Source organism: Streptomyces sp. H51 (genome assembly GCF_035656535.1).
Taxonomy (GTDB): domain Bacteria; phylum Actinomycetota; class Actinomycetes; order Streptomycetales; family Streptomycetaceae; genus Streptomyces.
Genome location: NZ_JAYMHD010000015.1, coordinates 77330 through 100535 on the forward strand (window position 1 = coordinate 77330; position 23206 = coordinate 100535).

16 protein-coding genes and 1 tRNA gene are annotated in these 23206 nt (G+C 71.4%); 7 read left to right on the forward strand and 10 right to left on the reverse strand.

All coding sequences use genetic code 11. The features are described from left to right. Positions 1–47 precede the first annotated feature (47 nt). Positions 48–704: an ANTAR domain-containing response regulator gene (locus VKA29_RS03535; RefSeq protein ID WP_324783659.1), complete on the reverse strand. Its 657-nt coding sequence runs from the start codon at positions 702–704 to the stop codon at positions 48–50. A gap of 101 nt (positions 705–805) precedes the next feature. On the opposite strand from VKA29_RS03535, the gene VKA29_RS03540 reads away from it, so the two are divergent. Next, positions 806–878: transfer RNA gene (locus VKA29_RS03540), tRNA-Leu, on the forward strand. A gap of 105 nt (positions 879–983) precedes the next feature. Further along, complete coding sequence (locus VKA29_RS03545; protein WP_324783660.1) at positions 984–1742, forward strand: transcriptional regulator; 759 nt, start codon at positions 984–986, stop codon at positions 1740–1742. Between the two features lie 9 nt (positions 1743–1751). On the opposite strand, the gene pyk is transcribed toward VKA29_RS03545, so the two are convergent. Then, positions 1752–3188 (reverse strand): pyruvate kinase, encoded by a 1437-nt coding sequence (gene pyk, locus VKA29_RS03550; RefSeq protein ID WP_324783661.1) that lies wholly within the window; start codon positions 3186–3188, stop codon positions 1752–1754. 121 nt (positions 3189–3309) lie between these two features. Further along, positions 3310–4023, reverse strand: coding sequence for an SIMPL domain-containing protein (locus VKA29_RS03555; protein ID WP_324783662.1), 714 nt, complete (start codon positions 4021–4023; stop codon positions 3310–3312). Between the two features lie 151 nt (positions 4024–4174). Between VKA29_RS03555 and VKA29_RS03560 the strand changes: the two genes are divergently transcribed. Then, positions 4175–5980: a bifunctional metallophosphatase/5'-nucleotidase gene (locus VKA29_RS03560; RefSeq protein ID WP_324783663.1), complete on the forward strand. Its 1806-nt coding sequence runs from the start codon at positions 4175–4177 to the stop codon at positions 5978–5980. A gap of 67 nt (positions 5981–6047) precedes the next feature. Here VKA29_RS03560 and pepN read toward each other — a convergent pair whose 3' ends face one another. Both pepN and VKA29_RS03570 read right to left on the reverse strand, forming a co-directional pair. After that, positions 6048–8543: an aminopeptidase N gene (gene pepN, locus VKA29_RS03565; protein WP_324783664.1), complete on the reverse strand. Its 2496-nt coding sequence runs from the start codon at positions 8541–8543 to the stop codon at positions 6048–6050. A 277-nt stretch (positions 8544–8820) separates the two neighbouring features. After that, positions 8821–9174 (reverse strand): chorismate mutase, encoded by a 354-nt coding sequence (locus VKA29_RS03570; protein WP_324783665.1) that lies wholly within the window; start codon positions 9172–9174, stop codon positions 8821–8823. 134 nt (positions 9175–9308) lie between these two features. Here VKA29_RS03570 and VKA29_RS03575 point away from each other — a divergent pair, with 134 nt between their 5' ends. Continuing rightward, entirely contained in the window at positions 9309–10190 is an 882-nt protein-coding gene (locus VKA29_RS03575; RefSeq protein WP_324783666.1) for a hypothetical protein, read from the forward strand. A gap of 245 nt (positions 10191–10435) precedes the next feature. On the opposite strand, the gene VKA29_RS03580 is transcribed toward VKA29_RS03575, so the two are convergent. Together VKA29_RS03580 and VKA29_RS03585 are read right to left on the reverse strand one after the other, a co-directional pair. Beyond that, complete coding sequence (locus VKA29_RS03580; RefSeq protein WP_324783667.1) at positions 10436–11212, reverse strand: SDR family oxidoreductase; 777 nt, start codon at positions 11210–11212, stop codon at positions 10436–10438. 255 nt (positions 11213–11467) lie between these two features. Next, positions 11468–12079 carry a TetR/AcrR family transcriptional regulator gene (locus tag VKA29_RS03585; protein WP_324783668.1) on the reverse strand — a complete coding sequence of 204 codons (612 nt, stop codon included), beginning with the start codon at positions 12077–12079 and terminating at the stop codon, positions 11468–11470. Positions 12080–12351: 272 nt separating this feature from the next. Here VKA29_RS03585 and VKA29_RS03590 point away from each other — a divergent pair, with 272 nt between their 5' ends. Next, complete coding sequence (locus tag VKA29_RS03590) at positions 12352–13257, forward strand: chitosanase (RefSeq protein ID WP_324783669.1); 906 nt, start codon at positions 12352–12354, stop codon at positions 13255–13257. 101 nt (positions 13258–13358) lie between these two features. Here the strand turns inward: VKA29_RS03590 and VKA29_RS03595 are convergent, their stop codons facing one another. From VKA29_RS03595 to VKA29_RS03605, 3 genes are all read right to left on the reverse strand, one after another. Beyond that, positions 13359–14822 carry a glutamate synthase subunit beta gene (locus tag VKA29_RS03595; RefSeq protein WP_324783670.1) on the reverse strand — a complete coding sequence of 488 codons (1464 nt, stop codon included), beginning with the start codon at positions 14820–14822 and terminating at the stop codon, positions 13359–13361. Next, positions 14815–19326 (reverse strand): glutamate synthase large subunit, encoded by a 4512-nt coding sequence (gene gltB, locus VKA29_RS03600; protein ID WP_324783671.1) that lies wholly within the window; start codon positions 19324–19326, stop codon positions 14815–14817. Before gltB ends, VKA29_RS03595 begins: the two co-directional genes overlap by 8 nt. A gap of 448 nt (positions 19327–19774) precedes the next feature. Further along, on the reverse strand, positions 19775–20506 hold the full coding sequence (locus tag VKA29_RS03605) for a VIT1/CCC1 transporter family protein (RefSeq protein WP_324783672.1): 732 nt from the start codon (positions 20504–20506) through the stop codon (positions 19775–19777). Positions 20507–20800: 294 nt separating this feature from the next. Here VKA29_RS03605 and VKA29_RS03610 point away from each other — a divergent pair, with 294 nt between their 5' ends. Both VKA29_RS03610 and VKA29_RS03615 read left to right on the forward strand, forming a co-directional pair. Next, on the forward strand, positions 20801–21820 hold the full coding sequence (locus tag VKA29_RS03610; RefSeq protein ID WP_324783673.1) for an ADP-ribosylglycohydrolase family protein: 1020 nt from the start codon (positions 20801–20803) through the stop codon (positions 21818–21820). Beyond that, on the forward strand, positions 21817–23157 hold the full coding sequence (locus VKA29_RS03615; protein WP_324783674.1) for an ADP-ribosylglycohydrolase family protein: 1341 nt from the start codon (positions 21817–21819) through the stop codon (positions 23155–23157). The genes VKA29_RS03610 and VKA29_RS03615 overlap by 4 nt, the downstream gene beginning before the upstream one ends. Positions 23158–23206 lie beyond the last annotated feature (49 nt).

A 23206-nucleotide genomic window follows, 5' to 3' on the forward strand; every position in this document is an offset into this window, starting at 1 on the left:
GGACGCGGGCCTCGCGTCGTCCCACCGGCACACCGGCCTGCCCGGGCTCAGCCCTTGGCGGCCTTCTTCTCCTCGGCGTCCTGGATGACCGCCTCGGCCACCTGCTGCATCGACATCCGGCGGTCCATCGACGTCTTCTGGATCCACCGGAACGCGGCCGGCTCCGTCAGCCCGTACTCCGTCTGCAGGACCGACTTCGCCCGGTCCACCAGCTTCCGCGTCTCCAGCCGCTGGGTGAGGTCGGCGACCTCCTTCTCCAGCTCCTTCAGCTCGGTGAAACGGGAGACGGCCATCTCGATCGCCGGCACCACGTCGCTCTTGCTGAACGGCTTCACCAGATACGCCATCGCACCCGCGTCCCGGGCCCGCTCGACCAGGTCGCGCTGCGAGAAGGCGGTGAGCATCAGCACCGGGGCGATACGCTCCTCGGCGATCTTCTCGGCCGCCGAGATGCCGTCCATCTTCGGCATCTTCACATCGAGGATCACCAGGTCCGGCCGGTGCTCACGGGCGAGCTCGATCGCCCGCTCGCCGTCACCCGCCTCACCGACGACGCTGTAGCCCTCCTCCTCCAGCATCTCCTTGAGGTCGAGCCGGATCAGTGCCTCGTCCTCGGCGATGACGACACGGGTCGTCAGCGGAGGCACGTGCGACTTGTCGTCGTCGGGTGCGTCCAGGGGCTGGGGCGACTCGGGGGCGGTCACGGGGGCTCCTCGTTCAGGCCAGGGGTACTGCTGACAAGAGCCTACCTAGCTACGGTAAGGTAGGGCACGGCGGGTGACCGTCAACCTTCGTTTCAGAGGAAGCCCCGGTAGTCCAGCGGGAGAGACACGGTGCTCAAACCACCGACAGCGTGGGTTCGAATCCCACCCGGGGCACTTTTCCTTCAATTCGAAGGCAGCCTCTGGAACTGGACGCGCACGTTCTCGTGAACGTGCGCTTTTTGCTGCGTGTCGCCGCGATCACCCGCCCAAGCTGCTCACATGTACGACGTCAGCACACGCAAGCGGGCACTCGCGCTGGTCGAGCAGGGCCGCAGCCTCAACTCCGTGAGCCGGGAGACGGGCATCTCCCGGGCCGCCATCCGTTCGTGGCGAGTCCGCCTGGAACCCCTGCCCCGCATGATGGCCACCGCCGCCCCCGAGCCGCCCGCCGACGAACAGGCCTACGCCTACCTCCTGGGGCTCTACCTCGGTGACGGCTGCATCAGCTCCCACCTGCGCACCGGCCACTACCTCAGGATCGCGTGCGCCGACGCGTGGCCGGGGCTCATCGAACAGTGCCGGGACGCCATCCTCCGCGTGCGCCCCGCCGCCCACGTCTACCTTCTGCAGAGGCAGGGCTGCATCGCGGTGACGAGCTACTACAGGCACTGGCCCGTCCTCTTCCCGCAGCACGGCCCCGGCAAGAAGCACGAGCGGCCCATCGTGCTCGAGCCCTGGCAGCAGGCGATCGTCGACGCTCACCCGTGGGAGTTCGTCCGGGGCCTGATTCACTCCGACGGGTGCCGTATCACGAACTGGACCACCCGCATGGTCGCCGGTGAGCGCAAGCGCTACGAATACCCGCGGTACTTCTTCACCAACGTCTCCGCCGACATCCGCCGGCTGTGCACCGACACCCTCGACAGACTCGGCGTGCGGTGGACGTACTGCACCCGCAACGGCGTCCCGTTCAGCATCTCCGTCGCCCGGAAAGCCTCCGTCGCGCTCATGGACGCCCACGTCGGCCCCAAGTACTGATGCCGCCGGCTACCCCGCGGTGTCGTCCTCGCCGATGCGGCGGACGCGGAGCATGTTGGTGGAGCCGGAGACGCCGGGGGGTGAGCCGGCGGTGATGACGACGATGTCGCCGGGTTCGCAGCGGCCGTACTTCAGGAGGAGTTCGTCGACCTGGTCGACCATCGCGTCGGTGGAGTCGGCGTGCGGGCCGAGGAAGGTCTCCACGCCCCAGGTGAGGCTGAGTTGGGAGCGGGTGGCCGGCTCGGGGGTGAAGGCGAGGAGGGGGATCGGGGAGCGGTAGCGGGAGAGGCGGCGGGCGGTGTCGCCGGACTGGGTGAAGGCGACCAGGAACTTCGCGCCGAGGAAGTCGCCGGTCTCGGCCGCCGCGCGGGCCACCGCGCCGCCCTGGGTGCGGGGCTTGTTGTGTTCGGTCAGCGGTGACAGGCCCCCCGCGAGGATGTCCTCCTCGGCCGCTTCGACGATCTTCGCCATGGTGCGGACGGTTTCGACGGCGTATTTGCCGACGCTGGTCTCACCGGAGAGCATCACGGCGTCGGTGCCGTCGATGACGGCGTTGGCGACGTCGCTGGCCTCGGCCCTGGTGGGGCGGGAGTTGTCGATCATCGAGTCGAGCATCTGGGTGGCGACGATGACGGGTTTGGCGTTGCGCTGGGCGACTTTGACGGCGCGTTTCTGGACGACGGGGACGTCTTCGAGGGGCATTTCGACGCCGAGGTCGCCGCGGGCGACCATGATGCCGTCGAAGGCGGCGACGATGTCGTCGATGGCGTCGACGGCCTGGGGCTTTTCGATCTTGGCGATGACGGGGAGGCGGCGGCCTTCCTCGTCCATGATGCGGTGGACGTCCTCGATGTCGCGGCCGCTGCGGACGAAGGAGAGGGCGATGACGTCGAAGCCGGTGCGCAGGGCCCAGCGCAGGTCTGTTTCGTCCTTGTCGGAGAGGGCGGGGACGGAGACGGCGACTCCGGGGAGGTTGAGGCCCTTGTGGTCGGAGACCATGCCTCCTTCGACGACGAGGGTGTGGACGCGGGGGCCGTCGACGGAGGTGACCTGGAGGCAGACCTTGCCGTCGTCGACGAGGATGCGTTCGCCGGGGGTGACGTCGGCGGCGAGGCCGGTGTGGGTGGTGCCGCAGGTCTGGCGGTCGCCTTCGGCGCCTTCTTCGACGGTGATGGTGAAGGCGTCGCCGCGTTCGAGGAGGACGGGGCCTTCGGTGAAGCGGCCGAGGCGGATCTTGGGGCCCTGGAGGTCGGCGAGGATTCCGACGCTGCGGCCGGTTTCGTCGGCGGCCTTGCGGACGTGCCGGTAGCGCTCCTCGTGTTCGGCGTGGTCGCCGTGGCTGAGGTTGAAGCGGGCGACGTCCATGCCGGCTTCGACGAGTGCCTTGATCCGGTCGTACGAGTCGGTGGCGGGGCCCAGGGTGCAGACGATTTTCGCTCGGCGCATGGTTCGACCCTAGGGCTTACCCGTGGGTAGCGATTCGGCCCGGCGTGTCGGCCCAACGACCTTTGGGTGAAGGGTTGTTGACGGGAGTTTATGTGTGCGGTGGGGTGCTCGGACGAGCGGTTCAGAGGCGGGGCGGGGCCATGGTGAAGCGGGCGTTGACGGCGGCGCGGACGTGTTGCCGCTGGGGCTCGAGGTCGAGGGCGGGGGTGGTGTCCTCGGCGGCCGCGGCGTAGGCCATGGAGCGCATGCGGCCGGGTGCCTGGGGCTGGGGCGGGGTGTTCTCGGCGCCGATGTCGGCGAGTTCGACGAGGGCGGTGAGGGTGGTGCCGAGTGCTTCGGCGTATTCGCGGGCGCGTCGGACGGCTTCGTGGACGGCTTGCTGCCGGGCTCGGCGGTGGGCCGGTGAGTCGGGGCGGAGGGACCACCAGGGGCCGTCGACGCGGGTGAGGTCGAGGTCGGCGAGGCGGGTGGTGAGTTCGCCGAGGGCGGTGAAGTCGGTGAGTTCGGCGGTGATGTGGACGCGTCCGTGGTAGGCGTGGACGCGTTCGCCGCGGCCTTTGTCCTTCAGTTCGGGGCTGATGGTGAAGGCGCCGGTCTCCAGGTGTTCGACGGCGTCGCCGTAGCTCTTGATGAGGTCGAGGGCGGTGGTGTTGCGGCCGGTGAGGTCGTGGAGGGCGGCGGTGCGGTCTTTGCCGCGGGAGGCGACGGTGACGGTGATGCGGGCGGTCTCGGGGTCGACTTCGAGGTGGGCTTCGCCGCGGACGGCGAGGCGGGGTGCGTCGGGGGTGCCGTAGGGGACGGCGGGGCCGGGGCCGTCGGGGGTGGGGGCGCTCATACGCCCCACTGTGTCAGGTGTTGGCCGGTTGTGTGCGGTGGTTGGCGCATGTTCGGTCATCAGAAAGAAACCTGCGGACCCTGTTGCCGTCGGTCATGGCCGGGTCAGAATCTACGCGCGTCGTTGATCCGTTCCCCGAGGAGACCCGGACATGCCTTTGAACCGTCGGAAGTTCCTGAAGAAGTCGGCCGTGACCGGGGCGGGGGTGGCGCTCGCGGGGACCGCGGCGGCGCCCGCGGCCCAGGCGGCGGAGGCGACGAAGACACCGAGGCCCGCGAAGCGGTACTCCCTGACCGTCATGGGGACCACGGACCTGCACGGGCACGTCTTCAACTGGGACTACTTCAAGGACGCGCAGTACGCGGACGCCAAGGGCAACGCGATGGGCCTGGCCCGTATCTCGACCCTGGTGAACCAGGTGCGCGAGGAGAAGGGCCGCCGCAACACGCTGCTGCTGGACGCGGGCGACACCATCCAGGGCACGCCGCTGACGTACTACTACGCGAAGGTCGACCCGATCACCGCCGAGGGCGGTCCGGTGCATCCGATGGCGCAGGCGATGAACGCGATCGGGTACGACGCGGTGGCGCTGGGCAACCACGAGTTCAACTACGGCATCGAGACGCTGCGGAAGTTCGAGCAGCAGTGCCGTTTCCCGCTGCTGGGCGCGAACGCGGTGGACGCGAAGACGCTGCGGCCGGCGTTTCCGCCGTACTTCATGAAGACGTTCCGGGTGCCGGGTCTGCCGCCGGTGCGGGTGGCCGTGCTGGGGCTGACGAACCCGGGGATCGCGATCTGGGACAAGGCGTACGTACAGGGGAAGCTGGAGTTCCCGGGTCTGGAGGAGCAGGCCGCGAAGTGGGTGCCGAAGCTGAGGTCGATGGGCGCGGACGTGGTGGTGGTGTCGGCGCACTCGGGCACGTCGGGGACGTCGTCGTACGGTGACCAGGTGCCGTACGTGGAGAACGCGGCCGCGAACGTGGCGAGGCAGGTGCCGGGCATCGACGCGATCCTGGTGGGGCACGCGCACGTGGAGATCCCGGAGCTGAAGGTCGTCAACGAGAAGACGGGTCGGACGGTCGTGCTGTCGGAGCCGCTGTGCTACGCGGAGCGGCTGGCCCTGTTCGATGTCGAGCTGGTGTTCAACAGGGGCAGGTGGGAGGTCGAGTCGGTGGCGGCCTCGCTGCGGAACTCGAACACGGTCGCCGACGACCCGGAGATCACCGAGCTGCTGACGGACGAGCACGCGAAGGTCGTCGCGTACGTCAACCAGGTGGTCGGCCGGGCGACCGAGACGCTGACGACGGTGGAGGCCCGTTACAAGGACGCGCCGATCATCGATCTGATCACCAAGGTGCAGGAGGACGTGGTCAGGGCGGCGCTGGCGGGGACCGAGTACGCCTCGGTGCCGGTGATCGCGCAGGCGTCGCCGTTCTCGCGGACGTCTCAGATCCCGGCGGGCGATGTGACGATCCGGGACCTGTCGGGTCTGTACGTGTACGACAACACGCTGGTGGCGAAGCTGATGACGGGTGCGCAGATCCGGGCGTACCTGGAGTACTCGGCGGAGTATTTCGTGCAGACGGCGGTGGGTGCGGCGGTGGACGTGGAGAAGTTGACGAACGCCAACGGCCGCCCGGACTACAACTACGACTACGTGTCGGGGCTGCGGTACGACATCGACATCGCTCAGGCGGCGGGTTCGCGGATCAAGAACCTGTCGTACAACGGTGCGGCGCTGGACGACGCGCAGCAGTTCGTGCTGGCGGTGAACAACTACCGTGCGAACGGCGGTGGCGCGTTCCCGTTCGTGGCTTCGGCGAAGGAGCTGTGGTCGGAGTCGACGGAGATCCGTACGCGGATCGCGGAGTGGGTGACCGCGAAGGGTGTGCTGGACCCGAAGGACTTCGCGTCGGTGGACTGGAAGCTGACGCGGGACGGCACGCCGGTCTTCTAGGGGCGGGTTGTCGCGGGGCTGCGGCGGGTCCTTCGTCGCCGCAGCCCCTGTGGCGGCCGGTGGTGGGTTACGCCTGCCTGACCCGCAGTGCCCTTGCCAGGTCGTCCAGTTCGTCGGTCAGTCTGCGGCGGAGGGCGGGCACGGGGTCGGCTTCGCGCAGGCATTCCTCGCCGAGGCGGAGGTTGTCGGCGTCGACGGCGTGGGCCGGGAAGGCGAAGCGGCCGGCGGCGGCGGCGATGGCGGGGCCGCGGCGGGCGGCCACGGCGACCGCGTCGTCGTAGTAGCGCGGCACGTAGGGGCGTACCAGGTCGGCCTGTTCGGGCTGCCAGAAGCCCTGGGCGGTGGCGGTGAACAGGTAGTTGGACAGGTCGTCGCCGGCGAACATCGAGTCCCAGGCGCGCTGTTTGGCGTCGGGGTCGGGCAGGGCGGCGCGGCAGCGGGCGGCGCCCTCCTGGCCGGTGGCGGAGGGGTCGCGTTTCAGTTCGGCGGCGATGGCGGCCTCGTCGGCGGCGCCGAGGACGGCGAGCCGGCTCAGGACGCGCCAGCGCAGGTCGGGGTCGAGTTCGGGGCCGCCGGGCACGGTGCCCTCGGTGAGCCAGGCGGCGATGGTGTCGGGCTGGGCGGCGACGTCGATGTAGTGGCGTACGGCGATCAGGCGCAGGCCGGGGTTGTCGCCGTCCTCCGTGCGGCGGATGAGGTCGCGGCACAGGGCGGTGAGGGTGGCGAGGGCGGCGGGCCGCTGTTCGGGGGTGACGTAGCGGTCGGCGATCTGGGCCGAGGCGAAGGCGAGGACGCCTTCGGCGAGGGCGAGGTCCGTCTCGTGCGGGAGGTGGGTGCGGGCGGTGTCGAGGTAGGCGCGGGCGGGGAGTTCGCCGTCGCGGACGGCGTCGCGCAGGGCGTTCCAGACGACGGCGCGGGTGAGCGGCTCGGGCAGGCCGGACAGGCAGGTGCGCAGGGTGTCGAAGGATGCGGGGTCGAAGCGGATCTTGGCGTAGGTCAGGTCGCTGTCGTTGAGGACGAGCAGGGCGGGGCGCTTGCCGAGGGGCTGGGGGTCGGTGTGCGGGAGGTCGAGGTCGAGGCGGGCGCGCAGGATGAGGTGGCGGCCTTCGTCGGCGACGTCCATGTCGTACAGGCCGGCGGCGATGCGGTGGGGGCGGCTGCCGGTGTGCCGGACGGTGAGGGTGCAGGTGCCGTCGGACGCGGGGGTGACGACGGGGGCGAGGGTGTCGACGCCGGTGGTGCGCAGCCAGGCGTCGGCCCAGGCGTGGACGTCGCGTTCGGTGGCGGAGGCGAGGGAGTCGATGAAGTCGGCGAGGGTGGCGTTGGCGAACTTGTGGCGGGCGAAGTGGGTGTTGATTCCGGTGAGGAAGTCCTTCTCGCCGAGCCAGGCGACCAGTTGGCGCAGTGCTGAGGCGCCCTTGGCGTAGGAGATGCCGTCGAAGTTGAGGAGGGCGGAGGCGGTGTCGTCGACGTGTTCGGGGGCGACGGGGTGGGTGGAGGGGCGCTGGTCGGCGTCGTAGCCCCAGGATTTGCGGTTGACGCCGAAGTCGGTCCAGGTGTCGGTGAAGCGGGTGGCCTCGGTGAGGGTCTGGTAGCCCATGTACTCGGCGAAGGACTCGTTCAGCCAGATGTCGTCCCACCAGCGGAGGGTGACGAGGTCGCCGAACCACATGTGGGCCATCTCGTGGGCGATGACCATGGCGCGGACCTGCCGCTCGGTGTCGGTGACGGCGGAGCGGTAGACGAATTCGTCGCGGAAGGTGACCAGGCCGGGGTTTTCCATGGCGCCGGCGTTGAACTCGGGGACGAACGCCTGGTCGTAGGAGTCGAAGGGGTAGGGCTCCTCGAATTTCTCGTGGTAGCGGTCGAAGCACTGCCGGGTGATCTCGATGAGTTCGTCGGCGTCGGCGTCGAGGTGGGGGGCGAGGGAGCGGCGGCAGTGCAGGCCGAAGGGCAGGCCGCGGTGCTCGGTGCGTACGGAGTGCCAGGGGCCGGCGGCGACGGCGACGAGGTAGGTGGAGATCAGGGGTGTGGGGGCGGCGTGCCAGCGGCCCTGGCCGAGGTGTTCGGTGATGCCGTTGGCGAGGACGGTCCAGTCTTCGGGGGCGGTGACGGTCAGTTCGAAGACGGCTTTGAGGTCGGGTTGGTCGAAGGCGGCGAAGACGCGCTGGACGTCGTCCAGGAACAGTTGGGTGTAGAGGTAGGTCTCGCCGTCGGTGGGGTCGGTGAAGCGGTGCATGCCTTCGCCGGTGCGGGAGTAGCGCATGGCGGCGTCGACGTGCAGTTCGTGCTCGCCGGGGGTGAGGTTGTTCAGGGGCAGCCGGTTGTCGTCGAGGGTTTCCGGGTCGAGGGGCTGCCCGTCGAGGGTGACGGTGCGCAGGTGGGCCGGCTTGAGCTCGACGAAGGTGTCCGTGGGGTCCTGGCCGTCGCGCACCGTGAAACGGATGGTGGTGCGGGAGTCGAAGGTCTCGTCGCCGGTGGTCAGATCGAGGTCGATCGTGTAGCGGTGGACGTCGAGAAGTGTGGCACGGGTCTGCGCTTCGTCGCGCGTCAGTACGGACATGCAGGACATGCTGCCTGATCGCGAGGGCACGGCACAGGGGCGGATCGGTACGCGCCCTATGTCCGGTCCTGCGCCGTGCCGTTTCGCGGGGCGCGGTGCGGGGCGTGGCGGGGCGTCGCCGCGTGGCGGCGGCGCGGTGTGGCGGGGGCGCGGTGTGGCGGGGCTCAGCAGGGGGCGCCGGGCGGGGCGGGGCGTCGTGTCGGAGGGGTGTGCGGGCGTCCGGGCGGGCCGGGCCGGGCGCCCGTGCTGTGGTGTCCCCGCTCGGCGCCCGGCGGGGTCAGTCGGTCCGGCGGGCGGTGGTGCCGTTGACGGTGTCGTCGGCGATGCGCTCGTGGTGGCGGATGACCTCGGCGATGATGAAGTTCAGGAACTTCTCGGCGAACGCCGGGTCGAGTTTGGCGGTCTCGGCGAGGGAGCGCAGGCGCTCGATCTGGCGGGCCTCGCGGGCCGGGTCGGCGGGCGGCAGCTGGTGCGCGGCCTTGAGGTGGCCGACCTGCTGGGTGCACTTGAAGCGCTCGGCGAGCATGTGGACGACGGCGGCGTCGATGTTGTCGATGCTGTCGCGCAGCCGGGCGAGCTCCTCACGGACGGCGGGGTCGACGTCGGCGGCGCCGTTGTTGCTGGTGGTCATGGGCGCTCAGCCTACGTGACCTCGGTGGACCGGCTGTGCGGGTGCCGGTGCGGGGTCGTGCGGGGGACGACCGGCGCGGATCCTGGGGGAGCTCGTAGAGTGGAATCGGGTTCAGGGCGTCTTGGGGGTCGGGCGTGGCGAACGACGGACCGGTCGAGCACGGCTTCCCGCATCTGGAGACGGTGCGGGCGTCGATCACGGCGTTGTACCGGCGTCTGTCGTGCGACACCGTCCGGACGTTCGCGGGCAGCGTCGCCCCGGCCGACGTGGCCTTCTGCGACACCGACGATCTGTACCTGGGGGCGCAGCGGGTGGCCGGTGAGATGGTGCGGCACTTCCGGTTGCCGGACGCCCGCCTGGTGGTGAGCTTCCGTGAGATGACCCATGCGGCGAACGTGGAACTGGCGGCGGGTCCTGAGTACTTCGTCGAGCTGAACGGCCGTTTCCGTACTCACCGGCGGGACATCGGTGCGGCGCTGGCCCATGAGGTGACGCACGTCTATCTGCACCGGTTGGACCTGTCCTTCTCCGGTACAGCGCAGAACGAGATCCTCACGGACACGGCGGCGACCTATCTGGGTGCCGGCTGGCTGCTGCTGGACGCCTACCGGGAGGACTCGGTGTCGTCGCAGAAGCTGGGCTATCTCACTCCGGAGGAGTTCGGCTACGTGCTGGCGAAGCGGGCGCTGGTGTTCGATGAGGATCCCTCGGTGTGGTTCACCAGTCCGCAGGCCTACACGGCGTACGTCAGGGGTATGGCCGAGGCCCGGCGGGACGAGCAGCAGCCGCCGTTGGCCGGGGCGGGCTGGGCGGGGCGCCGCCGCTACGCCCGCGACCGGCGGCACGCGCCGGGCCCGCGGCCCGGGGTGGGTTATGCCTTCTCCCCCGACGGCGGCGGGCGGCTGCGGGTGTCCTTTCCGTGCCCGACCTGTCAGCAGCGGATCCGGGTGCCGGTGCGGGGGCGGGTGCGGGCGCGGTGTTCGCTGTGCCGGACGGTGCTGGAGTGCGACACGTGAGGGTGGCGCGTGAGGGCGGCGCGTGAGGGCGACATGAGGGCGCCATGTGACGGCGGCACGTGAGGGCGGGTGGCGGGGCGGTACCGGTTTCGGCCAGGAGAGCGCGTTTTCGAGTCGGGGACTGACCGGCGCGCGGTCGCGCGGGGATCCGGCGTCGGCGTCGAGTCCGACGCCCGGGTCGTCGACGACGCGGCCGGCGCGGATTCCGCTCACGCCCGTGTCAGCCCCCCTTGTTCACGGCCGGCTCACGGTCGGTTCACGGTGGCATCGCTGTTCACGGCGGTGTCCCTGTTCACGGTCGCCGCGTCCAGGAACGCGGGCCGCTCCCCGCCGCCGTGCACCAGCAGGCTCGCGCCGGTGATGTACGCGGCGGCGTCGGAGGCGAGGAAGACGGCGGCGGCGCCCACGTCGGCGGGGGCGGCCAGCCGGCCGAGGGGGACGGTGCGGGCGACCGCGGTGACGCCGTCGTCGCCGCCGTAGTGGCGGTGGGCCAGTTCGGTGCGGACCATGCCGACGACGAGCGTGTTGACCCGTACCTCCGGCGCCCATTCCACGGCCATGGACCCGGCCAGGTTCTCCAGCCCCGCCTTGGCAGCGCCGTAGGCGGCGGTGCCGGGCGAGGGGCGGCCGCCGCTGACGCTGCCGATCATCACGACGGAGCCGTGGGCCCGCCGCAGGTGCTCGTACGCGGCGAGGGAGGCGGTCAGCGGGGTGATCAGGTTCAGCTCGATCACCCGGGCGTGCCGCTCGGCGTCCGCGTCGGCCAGCCGGCGGTAGGGGGCGCCGCCCGCGTTGTTGACCAGCACGTCGAGGCGGGGCAGCGCGGCGAAGAAGGCGCGGACGGCGGCCGGGTCCCGCAGGTCGAGCGGGGCGAACTCGACGCCGGGGACCGGTTCCTCGGGTGGCCTGCGGGCGCAGGCGACGACCCGGGCCCCGGTTCCGGCGAACGCCAGGGCGATGCCGGCGCCGACGCCCCTGGTGCCGCCGGTGACCACCACGGTCCGGTTGTCCGAGTTCTGCACAGGGCCTCCCGTGACGATCCGCCGGCCGCTGACCACCGAGTGAACCCAACAAACGTTTGGTGGAGAACGGTGTCGGGTGCGACGGTAGCCGACGCGCGCACGGGTGTCTCGGTCCCGTCCCCGGAAAAGCGGATTTCCGTCGCCACCGTCGCTTTCCCGCCGGTGACGCGCCGCCGGAGGTCTCCCCCGTGCCGCCCGACGGGTGTGCGGACCGCTTCGGCGATGCGGACCTCGGGCATGGCGTCTCCCCGTGGATCAGCCGCGTACGGCGATTCCGTCCAGGACCATCGACAGGTACTGCCGGGCGATCTCCTCGGGGCTGTGCTGTCCGCCGGGCCGGTACCAGGAGGCGGCCACCCACACGGTGTCGCGGACGAACCGGTAGGTGAGGCGGATGTCGAGATCGGCGCGGAAGACCCGGTCGGCGACCCCGCGTTCCAGCGTGGACAGCCACGCCTTCTCGAACCTGCGCTGCGACTCGGCGAGGAAGGCGAACCGCTCCTGCGCGACGAGTTGCCGGGACTCCTTCTGGTAGATCGCGACGGCGGCGCGGTGCCGGTCGATCTCCCGGAACGACTCGGTGACGAGTGCTTCGAGGGTCTCGCGCGGTCCCAGCCGGGCCGCCAGGACGCTGTCGTAGCCCTCCCACAGCTCGTCGAGGAAGGTCCGCAGGATCTCCTCGAGCATCGACTCCTTGGAGTCGAAGTGGTAGTAGAGGCTGCCCGCGAGCATGCCCGCGTGGTCGGCGATCTTGCGTACGGTGGTGGCGTTGTAGCCCTGCTCGGCGAACACCTCGGCGGCGGTGTGCAGGAGTTCGCGGCGGCGCGCCGGTGCTGCGGTCACTTGGGGCTTCTTCTTGGTCGGCACGGGTCCATTGTGGTCTGCCCGGCGGTCAGCGGTGCCGACTGCCGGTGGTGAGGGCCTCGCCGGTCGGACCGGAGGAGTGCCCGGACGCCCTCGTGCCGGTCCTCGGGCGGGTCCTCGGGCGGGTTCTTGCCCGGGTCGTTGCCGTAGGTCCCGGTGAAGGTCCTCGGGAAGGTCCTCAGGAAGGTCACGGAACCGACAGCGGGCGCCTGCGGGGAACCGGCTGGCCGTACCCTGTGGCCGATGTCCGAAAATCTCACTCAAGGTGCCCGTCTGTGAAACGTGCTGGTTGCCTCCTCTTCGCGGCCGTCCCCGTGGTCGCCACGGCGGCGTTCTACTTCCTCGCGCCCGCCCAGTCCGACGGCGGCACGGAGAAGGCCCCCGTCTCCGCCGCGCAGCAGGCCCGGCAGGACGCCAAGGACCGCGCCGAGCGGGAACGGGCCGAGGACGACGAGGTCATCGCCGACCTGCCGCCGGGCCTGGCCGCGCCCGAGAAGAAGGAGCTGGCCCAGAAGCTGGTGGCGAGCGCCGAGAACTCCACGCTGGACTGGCGCAGCGCCTACGGCTACATCGAGGACATCGGCGACGGCCAGGGCTACACGGCCGGCATCGTCGGGTTCTGCTCCGGCACGCACGACATGCTCACCCTCGTCGCCCGCTACACCGAGGCCCACCCGGGCAACGGCCTGGCCGGCTATCTGCCCGCCCTGCGGAAGATCGACGGCACCGACTCCCACGAGGGCCTGGACCCCGGCTTCACCGCGGCCTGGAAGGCGGAGGCGCGGCGCCCCGCCTTCCGTGCGGCGCAGGACGAGGAACGCGACCGCGTGTACTTCGATCCGGCGGTCCGCCTCGCCAAGCTGGACGGCCTGGGCACCCTGGGCCAGTTCGTCTACTACGACGCGATGGTCTTCCACGGCCCCGGCACCGGCCCGAACAGTTTCTACGGGCTGCGCGAGCGTGCGCTGCGGGAGGCGGACACCCCCTCGGAGGGCGGCTCGGAGAAGTCGTACCTGGACGTCTTCCTCGACATCCGCCGCAAGGCCATGAAGGCGAAGAAGGCCACCATCGACACCAGCCGCATCGACAGCGCCCAGCGGCAGTTCCTGTACGACGGCAACCTGTCCCTGAAGACGCCGCTGACCTGGCAGGTGTACGGCGAGACGTACCGGGTGCCCTGACCCTCGACGTGCGACGGCGCCCGCCCTCGGTCCGGTCGGGGACGAGGCGCGGGCGCCGTCGGTGTGCCGTACGCCGTTGTACGGGACGCCTGGAGGTGCCGTCAGACCATCAGGGCGCGGTCCGTCGGGCGGATCGGGGCCGGCAGGTCACTGGCGCCGGTCAGGAAGCGGTCGACGCCGCGGGCGGCCGAGCGGCCCTCCGCGATCGCCCACACGATGAGCGACTGGCCGCGGCCGGCGTCACCGGCGACGAACACGCCGGGCACGTTGGTCTGGAAGTCGGCGTCGCGGGCGATGTTGCCGCGCTCGTCGAGTCCCAGGCCGAACTGCTCCACCAGACCGTTGTCCCGGTCGGTGCCGGTGAAGCCCATGGCGAGGGTGACCAGCTGGGCGGGGATCTTGCGTTCCGTGCCCGGCTTCTGGGTCAGCTTGCCGTCGACGAACTCCACCTCGGTGAGGTGCAGCCACTGGACGTTGCCATCCTCGTCGCCCTCGAAGTGGGTGGTGGAGACGGAGTAGACCCGCTCGCCGCCCTCCTCGTGCGCCGAGGTGACCTTGTAGAGCATGGGGAAGGTCGGCCACGGCTGGGAGACCGGGTTCCGCTCGTCGTTCGGGCGGGGCATGATCTCCAGCTGCGTCACCGAGGCCGCGCCCTGACGGTGCGCGGTGCCCACGCAGTCCGCGCCGGTGTCGCCGCCGCCGATGACGACGACGTGCTTGCCCTCGGCCGAGATCGGGGAGGTGACGTAGTCGCCCTCCTGGACCTTGTTGGCCAGCGGCAGGTACTCCATGGCCTGGTAGACGCCCTTCAGCTCGCGGCCGGGGACGGGCAGGTCACGGGCGGTGGTGGCGCCGACGGCCAGGACCACGGCGTCGTACCGCTTCTTCAGGTCGGTCGCCTTCAGGTCGCGGCCGATCTCGATGCCGGTGCGGAAGCGGGTGCCCTCCGCGCGCATCTGCTCGATACGGCGGTTGATGTGCCGCTTCTCCATCTTGAACTCGGGGATGCCGTAGCGGAGGAGGCCTCCGACGCGGTCCGCGCGCTCGTAGACGGCGACGGTGTGGCCGGCCCGGGTCAGCTGCTGGGCGGCGGCCAGACCCGCCGGGCCCGAGCCGACGACCGCGACGGTCTTGCCGGACAGGCGCTCCGGGATCTGCGGGGCGACGTCCCCGGTCTCCCACGCCTTGTCGATGATCGAGACCTCGACGTTCTTGATGGTGACCGGCGCCTGGTTGATGCCGAGCACGCACGCCGACTCGCACGGAGCCGGGCACAGGCGGCCGGTGAACTCCGGGAAGTTGTTCGTCGCGTGCAGGCGCTCCTGCGCGGCCGACCAGTCCTCGCGGTAGGCGTAGTCGTTCCACTCGGGGATCAGGTTCCCCAGCGGGCAGCCGTTGTGGCAGAACGGGATGCCGCAGTCCATGCACCGGCTGGCCTGCTTGCTGATGATCGGCAGCAGGGAGCCGGGGACGTAGACCTCGTTCCAGTCCTTGACGCGCTCGCCGACGGGGCGGGTCCTGGCGACCTCACGGCCGTGGTTCAGAAAGCCCTTCGGGTCAGCCATTGATCGCCGCCTCCATCATCTTCTCGGTGACCTCGGTCTCGGACAGACCGGCTCGCTCGGCGGCGTCCTTGGCGGCGAGCACTGCCTTGTACGTGCGGGGGATGATCTTGCTGAAGCGGTCTGCGGCCGAGTCCCAGTCGGCGAGCAGCTTCTCGGCGACCGTGGACCCGGTCTCCTGCTGGTGCCGGCGCACCGCTTCGTGCAGCCACTGCTTGTCGGCGTCGTCCAGCGCCTCGATCGCGTCGAGGTTGCCGGCGTTGACGTCGTCGCGGTTGAGGTCGATCACGTAGGCGACGCCGCCGGACATGCCGGCCGCGAAGTTGCGGCCGGTCGGGCCGAGGACCACCGCGTGACCGCCGGTCATGTACTCGCAGCCGTGGTCGCCCACGCCCTCGGAGACGACCGTCGCGCCGGAGTTGCGGACGCAGAACCGCTCGCCGGTGCGGCCGCGCAGGAACAGCTCGCCGCCGGTCGCGCCGTAGGCGATGGTGTTGCCCGCGATGGTGGAGTACTCGGCCAGGTGGTCGGCGCCCCGGTCCGGGCGGACGACGACGCGGCCGCCGGACAGGCCCTTGCCGACGTAGTCGTTGGCGTCGCCCTCCAGGCGCAGCGTGACGCCGCGCGGCAGGAAGGCGCCGAAGGACTGGCCGGCCGAGCCGGTGAAGGTGATGTCGACGGTGTCGTCGGGCAGTCCCGCGCCGCCGAACTTCTTCGTCACCTCGTGGCCGAGCATCGTGCCGACCGTGCGGTTGATGTTGCGGATCGCGACCTGGGCGCGCACCGGGTGGGCCTCGGTCGCCGAGTCGGCGGCCAGGGCGTCGGCGGCGAGCTTGATCAGCTCGTTGTCGAGCGCCTTCTCCAGGCCGTGGTCCTGGGCGGTCACCTGGTGGCGGGCGGCGCCGTCGGCCAGCGCGGGCACGTGGAACAGCGGCTCCAGGTTCAGGCCCTGGGCCTTCCAGTGGTCGACCGCGCGGGTCACGTCGAGCGTCTCGGCGTGGCCGACGGCCTCCTCGATGGAGCGGAAGCCCAGCTCGGCCAGCAGTTCGCGGACCTCCTCGGCGATGAACTGGAAGAAGTTCACCACGTACTCGGCCTTGCCGGAGAAGCGGTCGCGCAGGACCGGGTTCTGCGTGGCGATGCCGACCGGGCAGGTGTCCAGGTGGCAGACGCGCATCATGACGCAGCCGGAGACGACGAGCGGCGCGGTCGCGAAACCGAACTCCTCGGCGCCGAGCAGCGCGGCGATGACGACGTCGCGGCCGGTCTTGAGCTGGCCGTCGGTCTGCACGACGATGCGGTCGCGCAGGCCGTTGAGCAGCAGGGTCTGCTGGGTCTCGGCGAGGCCGAGCTCCCAGGGGCCGCCGGCGTGCTTCAGCGACGTCAGCGGCGAGGCGCCGGTGCCGCCGTCGTGGCCGGAGATGAGGACCACGTCCGCGTGCGCCTTGGACACACCGGCCGCGACCGTGCCGACGCCGACCTCGGAGACCAGCTTGACGTGGATCCGCGCCCGCGGGTTCGCGTTCTTCAGGTCGTGGATCAGCTGGGCCAGGTCCTCGATGGAGTAGATGTCGTGGTGCGGCGGCGGGGAGATCAGGCCGACGCCCGGCGTCGAGTGACGCGTCCTGGCGACCCACGGGTAGACCTTGTGGCCGGGCAGCTGGCCGCCCTCGCCGGGCTTGGCGCCCTGCGCCATCTTGATCTGGATGTCGTCCGCGTTGACCAGGTACTCGCTGGTCACGCCGAAGCGGCCGGAGGCGACCTGCTTGATGGACGAGCGGCGCGCCGGGTCGTACAGGCGCTCCGGGTCCTCGCCGCCCTCACCGGTGTTGGACTTGCCGCCCAGCTGGTTCATGGCGATGGCGAGGGTCTCGTGCGCCTCCTGGGAGATGGAGCCGTACGACATGGCGCCGGTGGAGAAGCGCTTGACGATCTCGGAGACCGGCTCGACCTCGTCGATCGGGACCGGCTGCCGGTCGGACTTGAAGCCGAACAGGCCGCGCAGCGTCATCAGGCGCTCGGACTGCTCGTTCACCCGGGCCGTGTACTTCTTGAAGACGTCGTAGCGGCCGGAGCGGGTGGAGTGCTGGAGGCGGAAGACCGTCTCCGGGTCGAACAGGTGCGGCTCGCCCTCGCGGCGCCACTGGTACTCGCCGCCGATCTCCAGCGCGCGGTGCGCCGGGGCGATGCCGGAGGCCGGGTACGCCTTGGCGTGGCGGGCGGCGACCTCCTTGGCGACGACGTCGATGCCGACGCCGCCGATCTTGGTGGCGGTGCCGTTGAAGTACTTCTCGACGAAGGCCTCGTCGAGACCGACGGCCTCGAAGACCTGGGCGCCGCGGTAGGAGGCGACGGTCGAGATGCCCATCTTGGACATGACCTTCAGCACGCCCTTGCCGAGGGCGTAGATGAGGTTGCGGATGGCCTTCTCGGACTCGATGCCGGGCAGGAAGGTGCCCGCGCGGACCAGGTCCTCGACGGACTCCATCGCCAGGTACGGGTTGACGGCGGCGGCGCCGTAGCCGATGAGCAGGGCGACGTGGTGGACCTCGCGGACGTCGCCGGCCTCGACCAGCAGGCCGACCTGGGTGCGCTGCTTGGTGCGGATGAGGTGGTGGTGGACGGCCGCGGTCAGCAGCAGCGACGGGATCGGCGCGTGCTCGGCGTCCGAGTGGCGGTCCGACAGGACGATCAGGCGGGCGCCGTTGCCGATGGCGGTGTCGGCCTCGGCGCAGATCTCGTCGATGCGCGCGGCGAGGGCGTCGCCGCCGCCGGAGACCCGGTACAGGCCGGAGAGGGTCGCGGCCTTGAAGCCGGGCATGTCGCCGTCGGCGTTGATGTGGATGAGCTTGGCCAGCTCGTCGTTGTCGATCACCGGGAAGGGCAGGGTGACCGTGCGGCAGGAGGCGGCCGTGGGCTCCAGCAGGTTGCCCTCCGGGCCGAGCGAGGAGCGCAGGGAGGTGACGAGCTCCTCGCGGATCGCGTCCAGCGGCGGGTTGGTGACCTGCGCGAACAGCTGGGTGAAGTAGTCGAACAGCAGCCGCGGGCGCTCGGAGAGGGCCGCGATCGGGCTGTCGGTGCCCATCGAGCCGATCGGCTCGGCGCCGGTCTTGGCCATCGGCGCCAGGATGACCCGCAGTTCCTCCTCGGTGTAGCCGAAGGTCTGCTGGCGGCGGGTGACGGAGGCGTGCGTGTGCACGATGTGCTCGCGCTCGGGCAGGTCGCCCAGCTCGATCTCGCCGGCCTCCAGCCACTCCTGGTAGGGCTGCTCGGCGGCGAGGGCAGCCTTGATCTCGTCGTCCTCGATGATGCGGTGCTCGGCGGTGTCCACCAGGAACATGCGGCCGGGCTGCAGGCGGCCCTTGCGGACGACCTTCGCGGGGTCGATGTCGAGGACGCCGACCTCGGAGGCGAGGACGACGAGGCCGTCGTCGGTGACCCAGTAGCGGCCGGGGCGCAGGCCGTTGCGGTCGAGCACGGCGCCGACCTGGGTGCCGTCGGTGAAGGTGACGGTGGCGGGGCCGTCCCAGGGCTCCATCAGCGTGGAGTGGAACTGGTAGAAGGCGCGCCGGGCGGGGTCCATGGAGTCGTGGTTCTCCCACGCCTCCGGGATCATCATCAGCACCGCGTGCGGAAGCGAACGGCCGCCGAGGTGCAGCAGTTCGAGGACCTCGTCGAAGGACGCGGAGTCGGAGGCGTCGGGCGTGCAGACCGGGAAGGTCTGCGCCAGCTTGTCCTGCGGGCCGAACAGGTCGGAGGCCAGCTGCGACTCGCGGGCGCGCATCCAGTTGCGGTTGCCCTTGACGGTGTTGATCTCACCGTTGTGCGCGACGAAGCGGTAGGGGTGGGCGAGCGGCCAGCTCGGGAAGGTGTTGGTGGAGAACCGGGAGTGCACGAGCGCGATCGCGGAGGCGAAGCGGCGGTCGGACAGGTCCGGGAAGAAGGGCTCCAGCTGGCCGGTGGTCAGCATGCCCTTGTACACGATCGTGCGCGCGGACAGCGACGGGAAGTAGACGCCGGCCTCGCGCTCGGCGCGCTTGCGCAGCACGAAGGCCTTGCGGTCGAGTGCGATGCCCTCGGACCGTCCGTCGGCCACGAAGATCTGGCGGAAGACGGGCATCGTCGAGCGGGCGGTGGCGCCGAGCAGCTCGGGGGCGACGGGGACCTCGCGCCAGCCGAGGACCGTCAGGCCCTCCTCGGCGGCGATCGTCTCGATACGTGAGACGGCGTCCTCGGTGCCGTCCTGCGGCAGGAAGGCGATACCGACCGCGAAGGCACCGGCCTCGGGCAGCTCGAATCCGGCCACCTCGCGGAAGAAGGCGTCGGGTACCTGCGCGAGGATTCCGGCACCGTCGCCGGAGTCGGGCTCGGAGCCGGTGGCACCGCGGTGCTCCAGGTTGCGCAGGACGGTCAGGCCCTGTTCGACCAGCGTGTGCGACGCCTCGCCGGTGAGGGTGGCGACGAAACCGACGCCACAGGCGTCGTGTTCGTTGCGGGGGTCGTACATACCCTGCGCAGCAGGGCGAGCATCCATGAACGACCAGTTCTGGCCATTCGCGGAATGCTGGGACGGCTGGCGCGGCGTACGCATCGGCTCTCCCGTCGTCGTCTCAAGTGGCATGCAGATTGCCGAGGGACGACGTTGGCCCTCTGCTTGTGCAAAATTTCGTGCAGGTTACATGATGAAGCGGTTATCGGGAACCGGATACTCCGTTCCACCATGCGGACGCAGCGTGGTCGCGGCGGGGTACCGCGCCTGGCGGCGGAAACTAGGGGGACCCGGCGGACAGATCGGTGTCCGCCGGCTCGATGGCGGAGAGAGCGTGTCGCCCACGCCGCGGGTGCGCGACAGGCGTCGTTGCCCGCAGCGCGTACGGCTCATGCCCGGTGGTCGCACAGTCGAAACCAGCGAGTAACGGCTACTTATGCGGCCCAACGCATAAGTAGCAGTCCCTCTATCCTACGGCGGTTCCGAACAAAGTGCCCAGGGCGTACGTCACACCGGCCGCCGCGCCACCCAGGGCGAACTGCCGCAGACCGCTGTACCACCAGCTGCGCGCGGTGACCCTGGCCACCACGGCACCGCACGCGAACAGTCCGACGAGCGCGAGCAGCAGGGCCGGCCACAGCGCGGTCGCCCCCAGCAGGTACGGCAGGACGGGCAGCAGCGCGCCGATCGCGAACGCCCCGAACGACGACACAGCCGCGACCAGCGGCGACGGCAGGTCGCCCGGATCGACGCCGAGCTCCTCGCGGGCGTGTATCTCCAGCGCCTGCTCGGGGTCGTGGGAGAGCTGCCGGGCGACCTCCCGGGCCAGTTCCGGCTGCACACCCCGGGCCTCGTAGAGCGCCGCGAGTTCGAGTTCCTCGGCCTGCGGGTGCTTGCGCAGCTCCCTGCGCTCCACCTCCAGCTCGGCCTCGACCAGCTCGCGCTGCGAGGCGACGGAGGTGTACTCGCCGGCGGCCATCGAGAAGGCGCCGGCGGCGAGGCCGGCGAGGCCGGTCAGGACGATGGTGCGCGGGCCCACGGAGCCGCCGGCCACGCCGGTGATCAGGGCCAGGTTGGAGACCAGTCCGTCCATCGCGCCGAAGACGGCGGGGCGCAGCCAGCCGCCGTTGACGTCGCGGTGGGTGTGGTTGTCCCGGTGCGCCACATGCAGCGCGGCCTCGTTGTCGATGATGGCCACGAATTTTCCCCCAGGGAAGCTTAGCCAAAGCTAACTTTGGACGAGTTCTACTTTTCGACATTCAGAAGCTACGTGGTTCTCTCCGCTCGCGCCAGCAAGGAAAGGCTGCACTAACCAGCGGTTTTACCGTTTCCATACTCATCCGTGGCGGGCGGCGCTCACCTGTCGACCGGGTGACGCTGCGGTCCGCCCGGCTCCGCGCACCCGCTCGCGTGGCACACATCCGCAAAGGGCGCGGCGCGCCGGGCAGGGCCGGCGCCGAGCCCGGAGGAGCCCCCGGAGAAGAGGCCGCGTATGGCATCGACCGTCTGCAGTCCCCCGGTACCGGCGCCCGACGACGCCGCCGGTCTCCGCGCACGGGCACGCGGCGCGCTGCTCGGGCTCGCCGTCGGCGACGCCCTCGGGGCGCCCGCGGAGAACCTCAAGCCCTCCGAGATCCGTGCCCGCTGGGGCCGCATCACGGGCTTCGTCGCCGAGACGCCGTGCGGGACGGACGACACCGAGTACACGATCTTCTCCGGTCTCCTGCTGGCCCGTCACGGATCCGCGCTCACGCCGGCCCACGTGGAGGCGGCCTGGCACGAGTGGATCGCGGACCGCGAGGAGGGCCCGTTCCGGGGCGCCGGCTTCAGCGAGCGCGGCACGCTGGAGAACCTCCGCCGCGGTCTGGCCGCCCCCGTCTCGGCCCAGCACCGTCACGCCTGGAGCGACGGGCTCGCGATGCGCGCGGCGCCGTTCGGCGTGTTCGCCGCGGGCCACCCCGCCGAGGCCGCCCGGCTGGCGGCGGTCGACGGCTCGGTCAGCCACGAGGGCGAGGGCATCCACGGCGGCCGGGCGGTCGCGGCCGGGGTGGCGGCCGCGATGGCCGGGGCGTCCCCGGTCGTGGTCGTCGCCTCCGCGCTGGCCGTGGTGCCGGACGACTCCTGGACGGCGCGTTGCCTGCGCCGGGCGGCGGCCGTCGCGCACCGCGGCGAACGCGCCCTGCGCTCGGCCGTGGTGGTCGGCGGCTACCCGTGGACCGACCTGGCGCCCGAGGCGGTCGCCCTCGCCTTCGGCGCCTACGCGGCGGCCGACGGCGACTTCGTCCAGGCCGTCCTGACGGCCGTCAACATGGGCCGCGACGCGGACACGACGGCCGCCGTGGCGGGCGCGCTGGCGGGAGCGACGTCCGGCGTGTCGGCGATCCCCGCCGAGTGGGCGGCGGCGATCGGCCCGGCCCGGGGCCGCTGCCTGCCGGCGATGGCGGGTCACCACGTCCTGGACATCGCCGACCTCCTGACCAGCCCACCCACCGGACCGGAGCGGCCCCGATGACCCCACCGACCCCCTGGACCGAACCGACGACGGCCACGACCGCCCTTGACCCCCCACCGGCCCCGCCGACCGCCGAAGCCGAGAACCCGCCGCCCGCCGACGGCGAGAAGCCCCCACCGCGGCCACCCGCACCCGACCACGAAAGCCGCACGGGTGGTGCGGATGGGAACCCCCACCCGGCCGAAGGCGCAGCCGAGGCCGTGGACACCACCGGGCGGCCGCGGGCACACCGCATCGCCGGCCTGCTCCTCGGCCTCGCCGCGGGCGACGCCGCCGGCTGGCCCGCCGCCCGCCACCGTGCCGCCCGCATGCCGGAGTGGACCCGCCGCCTCACCCGCGAGCTGGACACCTTCGCCGAGCAGAACGCGACGACCACCCTCCCCGTCCCCATCGCCCTGAACCAGCCCCCGGAGCCCCTCCTGCTCGGCCCCTCCGACGACGCCGAGTGGGCGGCGTTCGCGGCGGAGGCGCTGCTGCGGGCCGGCGACGACGACGCGCTGGGAGACCTGAGCCGGCAGCGCCGTACCCGGGCCGCGATCGACCTCACCTGGAACGCGCTCGCGAGCGAGGTCGCCGCGGCCGCCGACCGCGCCCCGGAGGTCGAGTCGGCCGTGCTCCCCCTGCGCGCCCGCATCTCCGTCCGCGCCGGCCTCGGCAACCTCGCCGCCGGCCTGCGCCCGCCCGCCACCGGGCACGACAACCCGCACCACTTCGACGACGCGGCCTGCGTACGGGCCTGCGTCCTCGCCGTCGCCCACCCCGGCGACCCCCGGCGCGCCGCCGACCTGGCCGAGTTCGACGCCCGCTACACCCAGGACGGCGACGGCGTGCACGGCGCGCGGGCGATGGCGGCGGCCCTCGCGCTCGCCCTCGCCGCGGCGGACGTGGACGCGTGCGTGACGGCCGCCCTGGCGCAGTTGCCCGAGAGCACCGAGATCGGCCGCAACGCCCGCCACGCGCTCCACCTCGCCCGCGCCGCCGACTCCGCCTTCGCCCTGGTCCCGCTGCTGGAACACCGCATCGTCGACCACGTCTACAGCTACGGCATCGCCGCCGCCGAGACGGTCCCGGTCGCCCTGGCGCTCGCCACCGCCGCGCGGGGCCGGATCGCGGAGGCGGTACCGGCCGCCGCCTGCCTGTCCCGCGTCGCCGACTCCGCCCCGGCCCTCGCGGGCGCGCTGACCGGGGCCCTCGGCGGCCGCGCCGCGGTCCCCACCGCCTGGCGGGACGCCTGCCGCACCCTGTCCGGCTGCGCCCTGCCCCGCCTCACCGGTACGGACCTGGTGGAACTCGCCGAGCTCCTGGAAGCCGTGCAACCGGCCCCACCAGGGAGATGATTCCGGACATGACACCCGCATCATGCACACCATCACCCACACCGCCCAC